The organism is Ottowia thiooxydans, assembly GCF_040548795.1.
Taxonomy (GTDB): domain Bacteria; phylum Pseudomonadota; class Gammaproteobacteria; order Burkholderiales; family Burkholderiaceae_C; genus Ottowia; species Ottowia thiooxydans_A.
This window is the reverse complement of the sequence record NZ_JBEPSH010000003.1, coordinates 156,603-174,634: the sequence shown is the minus strand read 5'-3', so window position 1 is coordinate 174,634 and position 18,032 is coordinate 156,603. Positions and strand designations below refer to the sequence as shown.

Annotated in this window: 12 protein-coding genes; 4 read left to right on the top strand and 8 right to left on the bottom strand. The window is 59.0% G+C overall.

The window, feature by feature from the left end; all coding sequences use genetic code 11:
* Positions 1 to 16 precede the first annotated feature (16 nt).
* Both rpoD and dnaG read right to left on the bottom strand, forming a co-directional pair.
* Positions 17 to 2,236, bottom strand: coding sequence for an RNA polymerase sigma factor RpoD (gene rpoD / locus ABIE13_RS07695; RefSeq protein WP_354442552.1), 2,220 nt, complete (start codon positions 2,234 to 2,236; stop codon positions 17 to 19).
* Between the two features lie 282 nt (positions 2,237 to 2,518).
* Positions 2,519 to 4,444, bottom strand: coding sequence for a DNA primase (dnaG, locus tag ABIE13_RS07690; protein WP_354442551.1), 1,926 nt, complete (start codon positions 4,442 to 4,444; stop codon positions 2,519 to 2,521).
* A gap of 363 nt (positions 4,445 to 4,807) precedes the next feature.
* On the opposite strand from dnaG, the gene ABIE13_RS07685 reads away from it, so the two are divergent.
* Positions 4,808 to 6,451 carry an acyl-CoA synthetase gene (locus ABIE13_RS07685; RefSeq protein ID WP_354442550.1) on the top strand — a complete coding sequence of 548 codons (1,644 nt, stop codon included), beginning with the start codon at positions 4,808 to 4,810 and terminating at the stop codon, positions 6,449 to 6,451.
* A 45-nt stretch (positions 6,452 to 6,496) separates the two neighbouring features.
* Here ABIE13_RS07685 and ABIE13_RS07680 read toward each other — a convergent pair whose 3' ends face one another.
* From ABIE13_RS07680 to ABIE13_RS07670, 3 genes are all read right to left on the bottom strand, one after another.
* Entirely contained in the window at positions 6,497 to 7,174 is a 678-nt protein-coding gene (locus tag ABIE13_RS07680) for an IPTL-CTERM sorting domain-containing protein (RefSeq protein WP_354442549.1), read from the bottom strand.
* 152 nt (positions 7,175 to 7,326) lie between these two features.
* Positions 7,327 to 7,938, bottom strand: a complete 612-nt coding sequence (locus ABIE13_RS07675) for a response regulator transcription factor (RefSeq protein WP_354442548.1) — start codon at positions 7,936 to 7,938, stop codon at positions 7,327 to 7,329.
* Between the two features lie 48 nt (positions 7,939 to 7,986).
* Positions 7,987 to 9,837 carry an ATP-binding response regulator gene (locus ABIE13_RS07670; protein WP_354442547.1) on the bottom strand — a complete coding sequence of 617 codons (1,851 nt, stop codon included), beginning with the start codon at positions 9,835 to 9,837 and terminating at the stop codon, positions 7,987 to 7,989.
* Between the two features lie 368 nt (positions 9,838 to 10,205).
* Between ABIE13_RS07670 and ABIE13_RS07665 the strand changes: the two genes are divergently transcribed.
* The 3 genes from ABIE13_RS07665 (at position 10,206) to ABIE13_RS07655 (ending at position 15,194) form a co-directional block, all read left to right on the top strand.
* On the top strand, positions 10,206 to 11,492 hold the full coding sequence (locus tag ABIE13_RS07665; RefSeq protein WP_354442546.1) for a mechanosensitive ion channel family protein: 1,287 nt from the start codon (positions 10,206 to 10,208) through the stop codon (positions 11,490 to 11,492).
* 216 nt (positions 11,493 to 11,708) lie between these two features.
* A complete protein-coding gene (gene mtlD, locus ABIE13_RS07660; protein WP_354442545.1) occupies positions 11,709 to 13,922 on the top strand; it encodes a bifunctional mannitol-1-phosphate dehydrogenase/phosphatase in 2,214 nt (737 codons plus the stop codon).
* A gap of 309 nt (positions 13,923 to 14,231) precedes the next feature.
* Positions 14,232 to 15,194 (top strand): glycerophosphodiester phosphodiesterase, encoded by a 963-nt coding sequence (locus tag ABIE13_RS07655; RefSeq protein ID WP_354442544.1) that lies wholly within the window; start codon positions 14,232 to 14,234, stop codon positions 15,192 to 15,194.
* A gap of 166 nt (positions 15,195 to 15,360) precedes the next feature.
* Here the strand turns inward: ABIE13_RS07655 and ABIE13_RS07650 are convergent, their stop codons facing one another.
* The 3 genes from ABIE13_RS07650 to ABIE13_RS07640 all read right to left on the bottom strand — a co-directional run bounded on the left by ABIE13_RS07650 (position 15,361) and on the right by ABIE13_RS07640 (position 17,999).
* A complete protein-coding gene (locus ABIE13_RS07650) occupies positions 15,361 to 16,806 on the bottom strand; it encodes a hypothetical protein (protein WP_354442543.1) in 1,446 nt (481 codons plus the stop codon).
* A 16-nt stretch (positions 16,807 to 16,822) separates the two neighbouring features.
* The gene (locus tag ABIE13_RS07645) at positions 16,823 to 17,539 is read right to left on the bottom strand and encodes a NosD domain-containing protein (protein WP_354442542.1); all 717 of its coding nucleotides are present in this window, start codon (positions 17,537 to 17,539) and stop codon (positions 16,823 to 16,825) included.
* A 121-nt stretch (positions 17,540 to 17,660) separates the two neighbouring features.
* Entirely contained in the window at positions 17,661 to 17,999 is a 339-nt protein-coding gene (locus tag ABIE13_RS07640; protein WP_354442541.1) for a P-II family nitrogen regulator, read from the bottom strand.
* Positions 18,000 to 18,032: the final 33 nt, after the last annotated feature.

Below are 18,032 nucleotides of genomic sequence, written 5' to 3'. Positions count from 1 at the left end.
AAGCGCCTAGCCTGGATTACAAGGAGTCGATGAAGCTGCGCAGCTTGTCCGAACGGCTTGGGTGCTTGAGCTTGCGCAGTGCCTTGGCTTCTATCTGGCGAATGCGCTCGCGTGTGACGTCGAACTGCTTGCCGACTTCTTCCAGCGTGTGGTCTGTGCTCATCTCGATACCGAAGCGCATGCGCAGCACCTTGGCTTCGCGTGGCGTCAGGCTGTCCAGAATGTCTTTCACCACATCGCGAAGGCCTGCTTGCATGGCGGCATCCACAGGGGCAGTGTTGTTCTGGTCTTCGATGAAATCGCCCAGGTGGCTGTCGTCGTCGTCCCCGATCGGCGTTTCCATGGAAATCGGCTCTTTGGCGATCTTCATGATCTTGCGGATCTTGTCTTCAGGAATCTCCATTTTCTCTGCCAGGATGCCGGCATCTGGCTCAAAGCCAAATTCCTGCAAATGCTGACGCGAGATGCGGTTCATCTTGTTGATGGTCTCGATCATGTGCACCGGAATACGGATGGTGCGCGCCTGGTCGGCGATAGAACGCGTAATCGCCTGGCGGATCCACCAGGTGGCGTACGTGGAGAACTTGTAGCCTCGGCGGTATTCGAACTTGTCGACGGCCTTCATCAAACCGATGTTGCCTTCCTGGATCAGGTCCAGGAACTGCAGGCCACGGTTGGTGTACTTCTTGGCAATGGAGATCACCAGGCGCAAGTTGGCCTCGATCATCTCTTTCTTGGCATCGCGGCTAGCGGCTTCGCCTTCATTCATGCGCTTGTTGATGTCTTTCAGTTCATCAAGCGGCACCACCACGCGGGCTTGCAGGTCAATCAGCTTTTGTTGCAGGTCCTGGATAGGTGGAATATTGCGTTCCATGATGGCACTCCAGGTCTTGCCACCTGTGGCCTGCGATTCCACCCACTTCAAATCCAGCAGGTGAGAGGGCGCTTTGTTGCCCGCTCTGTCACGCCCGGAGAAGTCTGCAATGAACATTTCTTGTGGGTAACCGCACTTGTCGACGATGATGCGGCGCAGCTCACGCTCTTTCTTGCGCACGTCGTCCACCTGTGCGCGAACCATGTCACACAGCTTTTCAATGGTCTTGGCGGTGAACCGAATGGTCATCAGCTCTGTGGACAGGGCGTGTTGAGCCTTCACGTAGGCGGGAGAACCCCAGCCTTCCTTGTCATAGATACGGTGCACTTTTTCAAACAACAGTGCAATACGGTCAAAGCGCTCAAGAGCCTGGTTCTTCAGCTCTTCCAGCTTCTTGGTCAGCGCCTTGGAGCCGCCTTTTCCGTCGTCGTCGTCGTCTTCGTCGTATTCGTCGAAGTCTTCTTCGGCAACGTAATCGTCGTTTTCGTTCAGATCGGAGAAGCCGTCCACGATGGTGGAGATGACGGCTCTGCCCTCACGGATCTCGGTAGCCATGAGCAGGATTTCAGCGATGGTGGCTGGACTGGCACTGATGGCCTCCATCATTCCCATCAAGCCGCCTTCGATCCGCTTGGCGATCTCGATCTCACCTTCACGAGTGAGCAGTTCCACGGTGCCCATTTCGCGCATGTACATGCGAACTGGGTCTGTGGTGCGGCCAAACTCGCTGTCAACGGTAGAGAGAGCGGCCTCGGCTGCTTCTTCGGCTTCTTCTTCGCTGGAGCCGGTGGGGGCGTTGTCCGTGATGATCAACGTCTCAGCATCAGGCGTCTGCTCATACACCGCCACACCCAGGTCATTCAGGGTGGCAATAACGGCTTCAAGGGTCTCGGCATCGAACAGCTTGTCGGGCAAGTGATCGGAGATTTCGACGTGGGTCAGGTAGCCACGTGTCTTGCCCAGCTTCAGCAGTGTCTTCAGGTTGGAGCGGCGCTTGAGCATCTCCTCTTCGGTGAGGACTGTTTCATCCAGGCCGAATTCCTTCATCAAGGCGCGTTCTTTCGCCTTGCTGATTTTCATGCGAAGTGGCTTGACCTTCTCAACTGCAGCAGAAACGGCGGGCTCGGCTACCGGTTCACCTTCCAGGTCAGATTCGATGTCCGAGAGGTCTGCGTCGTCTTTGGCTTCCTTGACAGCCGCAGGGCGGCCACGTTTGGCAGGAGTGGTTTTACCGCTGGCGGCAGGGCGGCCTGGTTTCTTCGGCGCTACTTCGTCGGTTTCGAGCGAGGCGTCTTTAGCCTTGGCTGCTTTGGCTGCAGGTTTGGCCGCAGGAGTCTTGGCGGATGTTTTTTGAGTGGGCATGGCGTACCTCTTTAGGCGGTGCATCGAATCAGGAACAAAGAAATTGGGAAGGTGAAAGGAATAAACCTGTTACCACACCAAACCTCGCCAGGGCGCGCGTGGCACCAGCAAGGAGTTTTTCTCTGTCAGGCAAGATGAAAGGGCGATCATTTGGTGTGCAGCCCTTGCGGTGTGTTGGCCACCCTACGCTAGGGTGCGCATGAATTGCGCTAGGCCGGTCCGGAGGTACTGCTGTCGCTCTTGCCGTCAGTTAGCCTTTAATTATAGCGCTCCTCTTTTATTTCAAGAGCCTTCCGGCGGGTTTTGACCTGTTTTTTCGGTGTTTCTGCGCATAAGACGCTGATAAGTGTCAATGTCGCCCGCTTCTGCGGCACGCTGCATGGCCACGGCATCCCGCGCCTTCACTTCCAGTTTCAAAATATTACGAAGTTCCTCGGGGTCATTCTCGATTTCAGGAGGCATCTTGTTGATCTGTGCCACCGCTTGGGCTTCGAGTTCATGTCCACGCAGGGCTTCTCGCAACGCACTCCATGGTTGGGGCCCGTAGTCATGGAACTGGCTGTCGAGCCAGGTAAAAAGCGCGCCATGCGGTTTAGGAAAATCGCACAGCATCTGGTGCTCGGTTGCACTCAAGGCCTCCCACGCCGCAGGGTCGGTGAGCACAATTTGAAGTGCCCGGTCGGCGCGGCTGGCCGGTTGCGTGCGGCGCCCATTGGCCGTCCTGGGTTCAGTGGGCGGGCCAAGCGGTTTGTTGAAACGGCCTTTGCCACGACCATCTCCTTGCCATTGCCCGGGGCGGTAGGCTTGCCTTTGGCCCTGGCGCGGCTCTTGCATTTGCCCGGGAGGCGGGCCTTGATCTGGCGAATAGGGGCTGTGGGCTTCCCGGTCCTGCCGCGGTGTTTTGGGAGTTCGCATGCCCCATAGAGCCTGCAATTCCTGTGCGCCAAGCTGCACTTGGGCGGCGATGTCACCCAGGATCTGTTGACCTAGCGTGCCTGTGGGAAGCAACTGCCAAAGCGGCTTGACTTTGGCAGCAAAGTGGGCGCGGCCTTCGGCCGTGGACAGCTCAAGATCTTCGGCAGCAGCCTCCAGCAAAAAGCGAGAAAGGGGCACAGCCTGCTTGACTGCTTGCGCGAAAGCCTCTGGCCCTTGGGCGCGAATGAAGCTGTCTGGGTCGTGCTCGGGCGGCAGAAACAGAAACTTGATGGAGCGCGTGTCGGTTGCAAAGGGCAGGGTGGCCTCCAGCGCCTTGTGCGCGGCGCGCCGGCCCGCCGCGTCGCCATCAAAGCTGAACACTACGCTGTCTGTAAAGCGCAAGAGCTTCTGCACGTGGTCTGGAGTACAGGCTGTGCCCAAAGTGGCCACCGCGTTCGCGAACCCCAACTGAGCCAGCGCCACTACATCCATGTAGCCTTCTGTGACCAGCGCATACCCCTCTTCGCGCATGGCTTGTCGGGCTTCAAACAGCCCATAAAGTTCTCGGCCCTTATGGAATACCGGGGTTTCCGGCGAATTGAGGTATTTGGGTTTCTCGTCGCCCAACACGCGCCCACCGAAGCCAATGACTTCGCCCTTGACGCTTCGAATGGGAAACATGATGCGATCGCGAAACCGGTCGTAGCGCTTGGTCTCGTCTTCTTCGGAGATGATCACCAAGCCAGACTCGTGCAGCAGCGGATCGGCATAGTCCGGAAAAACGCTGGCAAGCGTTCGCCAGCCTTCCGGCGAATAGCCCAGGCCAAAGTCGCGAGCTACTTGCCCCGACAACCCTCGTTTTTTCAAATAGTCGATCGCACGTGGGGAATGCCTCAGGTGGGTCCGATAGGCCTCAGAGGCCTTGGCCAGAACGTCGCTCAGGGTGGCTCTTTTTTCAGATTCCTGGGAGGCACGTTCACGCTCGGCGGGACTGCGCTCATCTTCTGGCACCGGCATGCCGTATTCCTGGGCCAGATCGTGCACAACTTCCACAAAGCCCCCTCCGGTGTGGTCCATCAGGAAACCGATGGCGTTGCCGTTCTTGCCACACCCAAAGCAGTGATAGAACTGTTTGGACGGGCTGACGGTGAAGGAGGGCGATTTTTCGCTGTGAAAAGGGCACAGACCGGAGAAATTGGCGCCGGTCTTCCTGAGCTGCACATGACGCCCGACGATCTCCACCACGTCCGCACGCGCGAGAAGCTCCTGTATGAAATGCTGGGGAATGGACACTGGATTCGTGTTTTAAATCAACGCGCTTGGGCTGGAACCTATTACACCGCTCATTTTGAGCCCTAGGTGCTTATTCACATCCGATGGGCGGTGAAGATGAATTGACCATGCAGAGCGAAGTCTATTTCACCGAGGGTTTTTGTGATTCACCTGCCGTTCGGGCTGAGCTGGCCCTATCTTGTCAAGTTGGCCTTGTGCAACGTCAGCGCGAACGGGTCAGCGCGAACGGTATTGTTTGTTCAGACGCGAGAAATCCTAAGCCATTGAAAATCAAAGAGAAACCATCAAGGTGCATAGAGCTTGGCGAGGCACCAATGGCCGGTCCCTAGAATAGCCTGAGAACAATTAAATCAGGAGACCGAGATGGCCAGCATTTTTGACACCGATCTGCCGCGCAATGACGCAAATTTTGCGCCGCTTACGCCACTCGCCTTCATTCAGCGCACGGCTGAAGTTTACCCGGACAAGCTGGCGGTGGTGCATGGCCAACTGCGCCAGACCTGGGGTGAAACTTACTCGCGCTGCCGTCAGTTGGCCAGTGCCTTGGCGCAGGCAGGCGTTGCCAGGAACGACGCTGTGGCGGTCATGCTGCCCAATACACCTGCGATGGTGGAGGCGCATTTTGGTGTACCTATGGCAGGCGCGGTCCTGAATGCCCTCAATACCCGTCTGGATCCGGAGGCGGTCGCTTTCATGCTGGATCATGGCCAGGCCAAAGTCTTGATTGTGGATCCTGAGTTCACCGGGGTTGTCAAAAAGGCCCTGGCGCTGCGCACGTCAACTGCACCCTTATTGGTGATAGACGTTGAAGATGCGGTTTATGGACCCGGTGAGCCATTGGGGAGCGTCACTTACGACGCCTTTGTGGCTCAGGGCGATCCTTCGTTTCAGTGGGAGTACCCGCGCGACGAGTGGGACGCCATAGCACTCAACTACACGAGTGGCACTACAGGCAATCCCAAAGGGGTCGTCTACCACCACAGGGGGGCGGCGACCAATGCCATCAGCAACATTCTTGAATGGGATATGCCCAAACATGCTGTGTATCTCTGGACGCTGCCGATGTTTCACTGCAATGGCTGGTGCTTTCCATGGACCGTGGCGGCTCGTGCAGCGGTGAATGTCTGCCTGCGCAGGGTGGATGCCAAGGCCATCTTTGACGCCATACGCGATCACGGGGTGACGCATTACTGCGGTGCCCCTATCGTCCATGGCCTGCTGGTCAATGCACCGGAGGATATGAAGCGCGGTGTTCCGCACGGCGTGAAAGCCATGGTGGCCGGTGCCGCGCCACCGGCATCCATGATTGAAGGCATGGAGAAAATGGGCTTCGATTTGACGCATGTCTATGGCCTGACCGAGGTCTACGGGCCGGCCACGGCTTGTGCCAAGCACGAGGAGTGGAATGACCTGGACATAGGTGAGCGTGCAAGGCTGAACGCACGGCAAGGGGTGCGTTACCACCTTCAACGTGACGCGCGTGTCCTCAACCCTGAGACCATGATGCCCGTGCCCATGGACGGTGAAACCATGGGAGAGATCATGTTCCGCGGCAACATCACCATGAAAGGCTATCTCAAAAACCCCAAGGCCACGCAGGAAGCTTTTGCCGACGGCTGGTTCCACTCTGGCGACCTGGCGGTTCAGTATCCAGATGGCTACATCAAGATCAAGGATCGCAGCAAGGACATCATCATCTCTGGGGGTGAGAACATTTCATCCATAGAGGTGGAAGACGTGCTCTACCGCCACCCTGCAGTGCTGGCCGCAGCAGTCGTTGCCAAGCCCGATCCCAAATGGGGCGAAACACCGTGCGCGTTCGTGGAACTGAAGGCAGGCGCTGAGGTGACCGCGGGCGAGATCGTGGCCCATTGCAAGGCGCATCTAGCGGGCTTCAAGGTGCCGCGCGCAGTGGTGTTTGGCGAACTGCCCAAGACCAGCACCGGCAAGATACAGAAGTTTGAGTTGCGCAAACAGGCAGGATCGGCCGGCGCCATTGATGTCTGACTGACAACGCGTTGTTCCTCACCGAGATCAGATCTGATCTCTGCCTCAGGATCTTGCGGCAGGACGTGGCCGACGATTGCGCGCCGCAACGACTCCAAAGCCTGCAACCAACAACCCGGTGAGCAGGAGCCCCCACTCACCAAGCGTTGGCACTGCGGTGGTCGTGGGTGGAGTGGTGGGCGTGGTTCGAATGCGCCATAGGTTTCCTGGATACGCATAGGTCGCGAAATTGGCTGTGTCCCCATCCGCACCGAGGCTTTCGCAGAGGCTGGTAGCAGAGTTGACGCCGCCGCATACGCCGTTGTGGCGCACGTTCACGTCACCGCCCTCAAAGATGTGCAGGCTGTCTATCCGTTGGCCCATGGTGTGCGGACCCAGTGGCAACATGACTGACACACTGAAGGCGGACAGTACAGAACTGGTATTCGTATTGCCGTAGGCGCTGAACAAGGCTGAGTTGGCAGGCGTGAAGGTGTTGATGCCGTCGCTGAGACTCCAATCTGTCAATAGCGGACGCAGATTGATGCCGGTGTTGGGGGGCAACCCGCTGTCGTTGATACGCACCCAGCCGGAGGTGTTCATGCTGGCGGTATACGGTGCTATGGCTTCTGCGCCATAGGCGGGCCCGCTGTAATCGTAAGTGGTTTGACCCCAGGCGGCACCAGCCCAAAGAGCCAGGATCGCCGCGAACCCGCGGCAGGTGGTTGTCAATGCTGTGGTCATGCAGTCCTTCTTCGGCAAAGTCGCCGCGGTGCGGTGATTCACCAATTCTTGAAGGTGACGCGGGACCTGAACACTCCCTAAAGTGAGGGGCAGGCGACGAAATTTTCTTACCTTGTATGCAAGCCTTCATGCAATGAATGCATGTCCAGGTTCTACTTTTGGCGGTGAAGCAAAAGGGCCAGCTGAGTTCGATTGGCCACCCCCAGCGTGCGGAAAATTTCCTTGAGATACTGTTTGACAGTGCCTTCGGATAGACCAAGTGCAGTGGCAGTCTGCCGGTTGCTCAGTCCTTGAGAGACGGCTTGGGCCACTTGCGCCAGGCGGGGTGAGAGTGCGCTCAGTGCTTCAGCGTCACCCCAGGGCTCAGGCAGCGGGGCTGGCGCGGCGGGAACGCGAGCCAACGCCATGTCGACGGCGGCTCGAAATTGCGACATAGGGCTGGACTTGTGGATGATGGCGCGCACGCATGACCATCGCTGCCACTCGGCTGCATGTGGAAGCGTGGCTGCGCCGCTGATGATGATGAGAGGCAGCGTAGGGTATGTGCCGCACAGGGCCTCCAAGCCTTGACCACCGTCCATTCCCGGCATGTGCACATCGACCACCGCCAGGTCGCAGCCGGGCGGCGCTGCGGCGGCCATTAGAGTGGCGAGGCTCCAGGCATGAACAATCTCGAAATCTCCCAGCATTTGCAAGTGAGCGGCCAAGCCATCGCGCACGATCTCGTGGTCGTCGGCTAAAAGGATACGGGCAGGTGTGTTCATGTGTGGGGTCACTTCATCCTGATACGAAGCTGCCCCGAGCCTGTGAGGTCATGTTGTCAACTCCAGCCATTCGCGCAGTGCGCGCGCGCGCACAGGTTTGGGAAGAAAAGCGACGCCGCTTTGCCCCAGAGCAGCAACTTCGTGCGCGCTCGCGCCACCGCTGACCACCGCCACCCGCAGCCCCGGGGCGTGGGGGCTGACGGCGTCCACTACATCCTTGGACAGGGCACCTGCTGCCAGCCAGTGGTCGGTGATCAGTACTTGCCATGGTTGACCCGCTTGGCAAGCAGTTGAGGCTAAATCGGCGGCGCTCAGGGGATCAACGGCGGTAGCCACTTGCGCTCCCCAACTTTGCAGCAGCGCCTGCAGGGCTTGGCACGCTGCCGGGTCGTCGTCTACCACCAGGATGCGCAGGCCACGCAGTTGGGGCGCTGGCGCCGAGGAGGGCAGTGCCTCCGGGTGCGGCATACCGGGCAGCCCGAGTGGGGTGCTGGATATGGCTGCTTTGAGCGTGACGGAAAACACTGAGCCAGCTCCGCGTTTGCTGTCTGGGTGAAGGCGCACGTCAGTACCCATCAGGCGAGCCATGCGCCGTGCAACCGCGAGGCCCAGGCCGTGACCATCGGCCCCGGTACGGCTGCGGTGTGCGTCGTGGGCCTGGTAGAACTCATCGAAAATGGCTTCGCGGTGAGGTTCAGCAATGCCCGGGCCGCTGTCTCGCACTTCAAAACGCCATGCAGGTTCGCCGTCCATCCTGGCCCGGCGCACTGCCAGCATGACACCACCGCCTGGCGTATAGCGCACGGCGTTGGCCACCAGATTTCCTATGACTCGCCACAGCAACGCGGCATCTGCCAACACCAGGAGTTGTCCGCCATGGGCAGGTGGGCGCAGCCAGAAGGCGAGCCCGCGCTCAGCGGCTGTGGGGCGGAAGCTGGCTTCGGTGCGCGCAAGCAGAGCGGCTACCTCAGTGGGAAGCATATGGGCCTGTACAGCGCCCGCGTCCATGCGAGCCAGATCCAGGACCTCGTCCACCAATTCCGAGAAGTTGTCCACGCCGGCAACCATTTGCTGCATCAGCGGTGCTTGCGGAGAACCTTTCAGTTGTTCACGCAGCGCCTCGCCCAGCAAGGACATGGCATGCACGGGTTGGCGCAAGTCGTGACTGGCGGCCGCCAGAAAGCGTGATTTGGCGGCACTGGCCGCTTCAGCCAGGCGGCGCTTTTCGTCAACTTCGTCCATCAACTCTTCGTTGCGCAGACGTGTGCGCAATTCACGCTGCATGCTGGCGGCAAAGCGTTGAGTAGCCGCCACAAGCATGCCCCAGAGGACCAGCAGAAACACGCCTCCGGCAAGCCGCCCGTCACCGTGAGCATCCTGAACGGTCCACAGCTGCCAAGCCAGCCCCCACAGCAAGGGGGTGATGTAGGCCCACACAGCGGCGGGCCAGACGCACAGCTGCGTCATCGCATTAGTGGCCACCATCAGGGCTATGGAGAACATGTAGATGGCAGCCATGAACTCTGGCGACTGCATGGCTGGGTAATTCCACCCATTGAAGAGCATGCCCACCAGCAGGCAACGCCAGACAATGCCGCGCGCCCATCCACGAGGCTCAATCGGGCCGCTGGCTGCGGCTTTTTTGAGGCGATGCAGAAAATAGCTTCGCTCCGCCGTGGCCAAGAGCATGAGCGCTGCGGTGCCCCAGGCCCAGCCGACGCCAATGAAGCCTTGGAGCAGCCATGCGGCCAGAGGCACGCCCAGCGCAGAACTGACGCCCATGGCGCGGGCGCCCTTGGCCAGCAGCGCCAATGCTTCGCGTTCCAACTGCAACTGCCGCGCAGGCGTGTCCGCGCTGGCTGCGGTGCTTCCCCACATAAGGGCTGGTCTGTCGATCATTGGTGCCCCAGTTGGTCCAACTGTGATGAGCCAGTATAAGTTTGGGCCTGGTAAACGTTCGAAATTGTCAGCTTCCCACGTGCGTTTACTGCGTTTTCAGTCGGAGGTCGGTGCTCCGCTGTGCCGCAGGAGAGGGCGCTGGCGATCTTGATGGCTCCGGTATGATGGACTTTGAAGCGACGTCCGCCCTGGATCGAATGCTCTCGCCGGTTTGATGAAGCCGTTAGCAGGAACCTATTGCCCCCTGCTTGATCCATCAGAAGATGCTGACCTTGCTCAGCACTTTTTCTTTCAACCACCCGCCCCGTCGTGGCGGGTTTATGGCCAGGACCTACAGGTCCATAGAGGCCTTTAGCCAAGGAGAACCATTGAACTGGCAAGAGCTATCTATTACCGACCCATGGATGCAGACGCTGATGGGCGTTTTCTTGCTGATCATGGCATGTGTCGTGGCACAGTGGCTCGCACGCCATGTGCTCGTGAGAGCCTTGGCCGGTTTAAGGGGCGCCACGCGCCATGGTGCTGGCGCGGTGCTGCTGCACCCTGACGTTCTGACGCGAGTGGCACAAATCGTCCCGACTCTGGTGGTTCAACTGGGCATACGCTTTGTGCCCAATCTACCGGACAAGGTGGTCACGGTGACTGAAAACGTCGCGGCTGCATTGACCGTGCTCTTTGCTGCTCGCGCGCTCTTCAAGGCACTGGAGGTGGCCCTCAGCGTGTATGAGCAGCGTGCCCGGGACAACAAAGAACTGCAATCGCATTCGATCAAGTCGTATGTGCAACTGGGCCAGATTCTGGTGGGCATTGCCGCGGTGGTTGTAATGATCGCTGCGTTGGCCGATAAGTCGCCTTTGATTGTGCTTTCGGGTTTCGGAGCCATGTCTGCGGTGCTGATGCTGGTGTTTCAGGACACCATCAAGTCCTTCACTGCTGGCATGCAGATCGAGAGCAACGACATGTTGCGGGTGGGCGACTGGATTGAGATGCCCCAAGCCGGTGCTGACGGCGACGTCATCGACATCGCGCTCAATACAGTCAAGGTGCAGAACTGGGACAAGACCATTGTCACCATTCCCACCTGGAAGCTGATGAGCGAAAGCTTCAAGAACTGGCGGGGCATGAGCGAAGCGGGTGGCCGTCGCATCAAGCGGACTTTAATGCTGGACGCTGGCACCATTCACTTTCTGCAGGACCAGGAAATTGAACGATTGGGGCAGATCGACATCATTGCCGCTTATGTTCAAGAAAAAGCCAGTGCAGTCAAAATTTCCCGCACCATGCGCGCGCGTGAACTGGGCGAGGCTTTGGCGCTCGTGCCCGCCAACCAGAGGCGCTTGACCAACGTAGGCACGTTCCGCGCCTACGTGCTGGCCTACCTTAAAGCCCATACGGGCATTCGGCAGGACATGACCATCATGGTGAGGCTGATGCAGCCCACACCTGAAGGCGTGCCACTGGAAATCTATTGCTTTACAAACACGACGGCCTGGGTTGCCTACGAGGGGATTCAGGGCGATATCTTTGACCACCTGCTGGCGATCCTGCCCGAATTTGGATTGAGCAGCTTTCAGTCTCCTGGTGGGTCTGATGTACGTGCGTTGCTCGACGGGCCTCTAGGGCGGCGCGGCTATTCGGAAGAAGCCAGGGCCTAGAGCTAACTCGCCGTGTCATCTGGAGAGCAAGCGTCTTTTCAGCTCACTTGGCCCAGGTCGTCGGCTGGGTCAAGTGCGTCGTTCAAGCCGCACCTTACAGGTCAGGTAAAGGCTGCTGAAGTCGCTTTTCGCCCCTAACCGTGATACATATAAAGCATTCTATTGCTGCATTGCAGCATGAGCCGCCAGTCCATGGCGGCCTACCCGAGGAGAAGGATGCTCGAATTTCACGGAAAGGCCATTGAGGCTGCTATTTTCGACATGGATGGGACCATGTTCGATACCGAGCGGCTACGTTTCAAAACCCTGACGCAGGCAGCCCAAGAGCTGGCCGGTGTTCCACTCCCAGAACAGTTGCTGATCGACTGCCTGGGATTGAGTGCCGCATCGGCTGCGGCGCTTACAAGGGAGAGACTGGGGGCGGAATTTCCGTATGAGGCCGTCAGACAGCACGGCGACACACTGGAGCTGGCACATGTGCGTGCCCACGGCGTGCCCATCAAACGAGGCTTGCTTGCCGTATTGGAGCGCCTGCGCCGTGCCGGGCTGAAAATGGCGGTGGCAACCTCGAGCCGCCGAGCTATCGCCGAAGAGTATCTGATCAACGCAGGGGTCTACAAATACTTCGATTTGCTGGTGTGTGGAGACGAAGTCTCACGCGGAAAACCTGCACCTGAAATATTCGAACGAGCAGCGGCTGCTTTGCATTGCCCTGTTGAGCGCGCCCTGATGCTCGAAGATTCCGAGAATGGCGTGCGCTCGGCTGTCAGCGCTGGTGGGCAGGTCCTCGTCGTGCTGGATATCAAGCCACTGCCCGATGACGTGACCGAAGGCGCCTTGGCGCGCTACCCCAACATGGCCGCTTTGCTAGCGGATCTGGCGGAGTGCACGCCCCGCTTGCCTCTGCCTGTGCCTACCGAGCCGTTTCCTCAGGCGATCAACCAACAGCAGGTGGGCATCCACGGCTTCGGCGCGATGGGCGGAGGCTATCTTGCCCAGGTGCTCTCGCACTGGGACGGCTATACGCGTCCCGGCCGGATTGTCGCCAGTACTGGCAATGCATTGCTGCGCGAAGCGGTCAATGCCTTCGGCAGCCAATACAGCGTGCGCTACGGCAGCATGGCCTTCGACCAGGCCATAGATCGTTTGCACATGATCGACTCCGCTGACACCCATGCCGTTGCCAACATGTACCGCGATTGCGACCTGGTTGCCTTGTGTCTTCCTGAGTCAGCGATCACGGGGCAGGCGGCTGTGATCGCCCAGGGGCTGAAGGATCGTCTGGCTGCCAGCGGGCGCCCGCTGACTGTCCTGGTGGTGCTTAACAAGGTGGGCGGCGCGGAGTTTGTGCGAGAGCAGGTGACGCAGGCACTGTGCATGGTCATGCCTGCGAGTCAGGCTGACCGCGTGCTCGATCGGACCGATTTTGTAGAAACCGTGGTGACACGCATCGTGAGCAAGCTGACCGAGGCGGCGCTCCTGCGGCAGCTGCGCATCAAGCGCGATCTCTTCCAACGCAACATGACGCAGCGCAGGACAGGTTTTTCGCCTGAAGGCACTCAATTGCTGGCGGATTTGTCGGTGGACGGTGGAAGGGCGCTTGCACCGATTGTGGACGCACTGCGCGACGCTGGCGAGCCGGCCAGCGCCATGGCGCCGCTTCACCTTGTACTGTTCAACAGCGAAACGGACATGCCGTTGTACGCCCAGGCTGGCAGCCCCGTCCTGGAGCATCTGAGGCAGGTCAAGACAGTGCCTGACATTGCGCAAATCCAGCAGTTGAAAAACCGTCTATGGAATGGCACCCACGCCATCATCGCGTGGAAGGCAGCCTTGCTGGGGCACGCCACCATTGGCCAGGCTATGAGTGACCCACGCGTGACGACGCTGATGGAGCGCGTGCTCACGCAAGAGCTTGCTCCGGCCTTCCGCGCCATTTATCCTGGGTTGGCCACACAGTTGCCGGACTTTATCGAAACTTTCCGCGCTCGTTGCGCTGTGGCCTTCAAGGACCCGTGCCGCCGGGTCGGCCGAGATCCGCTTCGCAAGCTTCAACGTGGAGAGCGCGTGCTGGGCAGCCTGAACATGGCCCGGCAAGCGGGCATCGCTGCACCTGGGCTCGCCATGGGTGCTGCGCTTGCGGTGCAATATGCACTCATGCCCGGTGTTTGCGGCGCGCGCGACCCCGAATGCCAGCGTATCCGAGCACTCTACGCGCAGCGCCAGTCCTTGCGTGATGTGTTGGCCTGGGACGGGCCCTACCAGGGCCACCCGTACGACGGACTTCGCCCTGAAAGCGACCCGGGTGACGCCTTGATGTTGGACGAGATCGAGCTTGCGTTCGAGGCGCTTAGGGCGGACTTTGCGGACCCGGTCGTGGGACTGGAGCCCTCTGATGCAGGACAGCCCGTGCCATGCGTTTCACCCTAGCCGTGCAATCACGGCGGCACGAGTAAGCAGCGGCCCCAAGGCATTCACTGGCTAAACTCCCGGCTTTCCCGCGAATCCCGGGATTAGTCACCCGCTGGGACCGCCGAGCTCCTGCTCGGCATCTTCAGAGTTGGAGATGGTAAGTCTGATCCTTCTGACAACAGGCTTTGACCCTTGGTCCCTTCATTGCGTGTTCTCAATGACATGGGGCTTTGTCACAATGGGAGCGTCATGCTGACCCACCAGATTGTTCCGCCTGTGTGCCCAATCTCCGTCAAAATAGATAGTTAACTATTAAGTTCCAACTTCATGAAAACTCCTCTTCTGCTTGGCCTTTTAATGATGTCATTTGCCTCACATGCTTTTGATTCACAAGGCCATCGGGGCGCCAGAGGCTTGGCGCCGGAAAACACCCTGGCGGCTTTTGAGCGGGCCATGGCTATCGGAGTGACGACTCTGGAGCTGGACGTCGGCCTCACATCTGACGGCGTTCCCGTGATCTCTCACGATCCGTACCTGGCCCACGATATGGTGCGCGATGCCAAGGGCGAATGGTTGGGCACGCAATCTCCGCTGATCCGCCAACGCAGCCTGGCTGAACTTCAGTCATTTGATTTGGGGCGCGTGCGAGAGGGCAGTACGACTGCAAAAAACTTTCCAGGCCAGCAATCGCGCGATGGCGAGAAAGTACCCACGCTGGCTGCCTTGTTTGCGCGTGTCAAGGCCGCGGGTGCGGATCAGATCCGTTTCAATATCGAGACCAAACTCAATCCGACCAAGCCAGAGGAAACAGCCACACCTCAAGAGTTCGTGAAGGCTACCTTGGCGGTCATTCAAGAAGCCGGTATGGCTGAGCGTGTAACCATTCAGAGCTTTGACTGGCGCACGCTCAAGCTGGTGCAAGAACAGGCCCCAGGCATTCCCACCGCCTACCTCACGGTCAAGTCCAGAAATAACGACAGTGCCGCTGACCCTGCATGGACAGCTGGTATGCGCCTGGCCGACTACCCTACAGTGGCTCATATGGTGAAAGCGGCTGGCGGTGCGGTTTGGTCGCCCAACTTTGCATCGATCAACGAAGCAGCCGTCAAATCAGCTCAAGCCATTGGGGTCAAAGTTGTGCCCTGGACAGTCAATGAGCCCGCCGATATGCGCCGCCTGATCAGTTGGGGTGTGGACGGCATCATCTCCGACTACCCAGACCGCTTGCGCGAAGCCATGCAGGCTGTTGGCATGACCTTGCCAGCGCAAATTGATCTTCAGCGCCGTTGAGATGGCTTCCACCATGAAGTCCCGCGAGTGAGGAAGCGGCAGGGGTGTGCCCGCGCGCAGCGCTTACGGGCCCCTTGAGCCCTAGCGCTGCAAGATCTTGCTCGCGATAGTTAAACACTGCTCGGAGTGTCCAGCCGAGTCAGGCTTTTCAACGAGGGGCAACCCCTTATGGAATGCGGCGCTTGCCTCCAAGCAGTCTGGCCCCCGAAGCAGCAAGCAACATCCCCAGCAGCCCAAGCCCCCAAACTGGCAAGACTGGTATGGGAGCGGGGCCGCCAAGAGGGCGGGGCTGTAGTACCAGATCGAATGCTGCGCTGTTTGCAACACCTGGCGTTGTCGCAAGAACCGTCAGGGCCATGGGGCGATTTCCAGCGACGAGTGGGGGCGAGATTGCTCTTCCGTCCGCTCCAGTCGTAGCGTCAGCGGTCAGCGCGCCCCCTGTAAACCGAATGTCATGGGCGCCCGCGGGAATGGTGAAGGTCACCGTAGCGCCTGCGACAGGCAGGTTGGCCCCATCCCTGACCAAGGCCTGCAGGGGAAGCGCAAACTGCTCCGGAACTCTGATGGTTTGCGGCGTGCCGCTATCACCTGTAATGGTGGACGTACCTGCGGCCACGTTGGTCAGGGAGAAGCTGGCGGTGCTCAAACCTGAGCTGGCCGTCACAGTGAAGGATCCGACCGTGCCGTTGGACGTCAAAACAGGTGCTGTAGCTACACCGTTCGAATCCGTCAGGACGGTGGGGTTGCCTGCGAAAGTCCCGGAAGCACCAGAGCCCGGCGCCGTAAAGGTGACGGACTGTCCGACCACAGGCGTGCCGCCAGAGGTGAGTCGGACAGACAAGGCTACCGGGAAGGGCTGATTGATCTGGTTGGTCTGAGGCGTGCCACTTGCAGAGCTCACCACCCCGGCAACCACTGCAGGGTCTGTCTGAACACTGACTCCATCAACGCCGACATTCAGGCCCTGCTGGTTGTTGGCCACGGCGATCCGCAAACGCACCGTGGTACCTGCCCGCGATGACAGATTAGCGCTCAGATTTGCATAGCCGTTGCTGATTTGCGGAGTCGAGCTGCTCGAAGCGTAGAGTGTTTGGAGGACCCCGGAACCCACATCGAAGACGTTGGCTGCGGGATTCATGATGTCCACGCGCACCTGTTGATTGGGCACGACGGTGTAATCCAGCGTGGATGGTGTATGGAACTCGGGATTCTGGTTCTGAACGTAAAGCAGCAGCGACAGGGCGGCAGGTTGGCCGCTGGGCAAAGCGATGTCCTGGTACATCACCAGGGTGCCGGGTCCGGTCTGGTCGCTCATGGCTGAGAACGAACCCAGAGGAGGTAAGGGCACAGCCACAGGGGTGACGGGGCCGAGCGTTCCAGTTTGAGCGTAGAAATTACCAGCCGAGCCAGGTTGTGTAGCGATCGTCCAGCTGCTAAATCCAGGCTGCGCGGGCCCATTATTGGTCTCGAAACTGCCGTTGAGAGCCAGTTGGGCCGCCGATGCCGCCGAAGGCGCAAGAAGGAAAAATCCCAACCAGAATGCTGCAGCCCAGAGTTTTATGGGCGACCAAATCGCCAGCCGGAGCCGGCATGGGGTCAGGTTCGCTTTCATGCGGAACGCTCCGCTCTCAGCGTGGGTAGACGGTCAGTGTCGGCGCGCCATCAGTGGTATTGCCCAGAAGCCTGTTATTGTTGAAGGACGTAATACTCGCACCGTTCGTAGCGGAGAGGCCCGTTTGATTTTGCGTCACCGTATTGTTGGAAATACGCATTTGCGCTTTGCTGGAGTCAGCTTTGATGCCTGTCGTGTTGTTGACGACCTGGCTGTTCTCCAACATGACGTTGATGTTGCCGCTGCCAGAAGGCACAACCTCAACTCCGGTAGTAAATCCGTTGATTCGAAGTTGATCCAAATAAACCTGCTTAGCGTTCAAGATCTTGACGCCGGATAGCCCAGAGTTAGCGGTGTTGTTGCCGGCGCCATTGATCTGAAGATTGCGCAGGATCACTGTGTCCGTTGCGGCCGCGTTCACGATAACGCCATTGATCAAAGACCCTAGGACGCTGGCAGCCTGACCGTCTCCACCATCTATCGTGATCGATTTAGTTATAGTGAGGGCGCCGAACCCGCCTGGATCAAGAACACTGATCTCCCCGCCGGACGCGGTTTTGCTGATCGCGCCAGCAAATGTCTTGCACGGCGCGGTACGAGAACACGGGTTGACATCATCTCCCACCCCAGAGACCCACGTGCGGGTGGCCTGGGCCATCGCCGCTGGCGAAAGAACCCAAAAGCAAAGCAGGCCAATGCTAAGACGCAGAACCGATGAAATATTCGTGCGCATGGGAGACCTTTTCTAAGGAATTGAATCCGTACGCGCGCAGTGTATTCCTACGAGTGGAACTTTGTAAACTTTTTTAAAGCAACCCGGCTCAGGGTCTGAACGGGCGATCTACAGATTCCTTTCAGACAGCCTCGTCATCTTCTTCGCCGGTACGAATGCGCACGACGCGCTCCACGGCGGTCACAAAGATCTTGCCATCCCCAATCTTGCCGGTGCGCGCTGCCTTGATCACAGCATCCACGCAACGATCCACGTCGCCATCAGGCACGACGACCTCAATTTTGACCTTGGGCAGGAAATCCACGACGTACTCGGCACCGCGGTAAAGCTCGGTATGGCCTTTCTGCCGGCCAAACCCTTTGACTTCGGTCACGGTGAGGCCGGTCACGCCGACATCAGCCAGGGCTTCACGGACTTCTTCGAGCTTGAAAGGTTTGATGATGGCGGTGATCTGTTTCATGATGGTTCCTGCAAGCGGGAGAAGAAGTTCGAG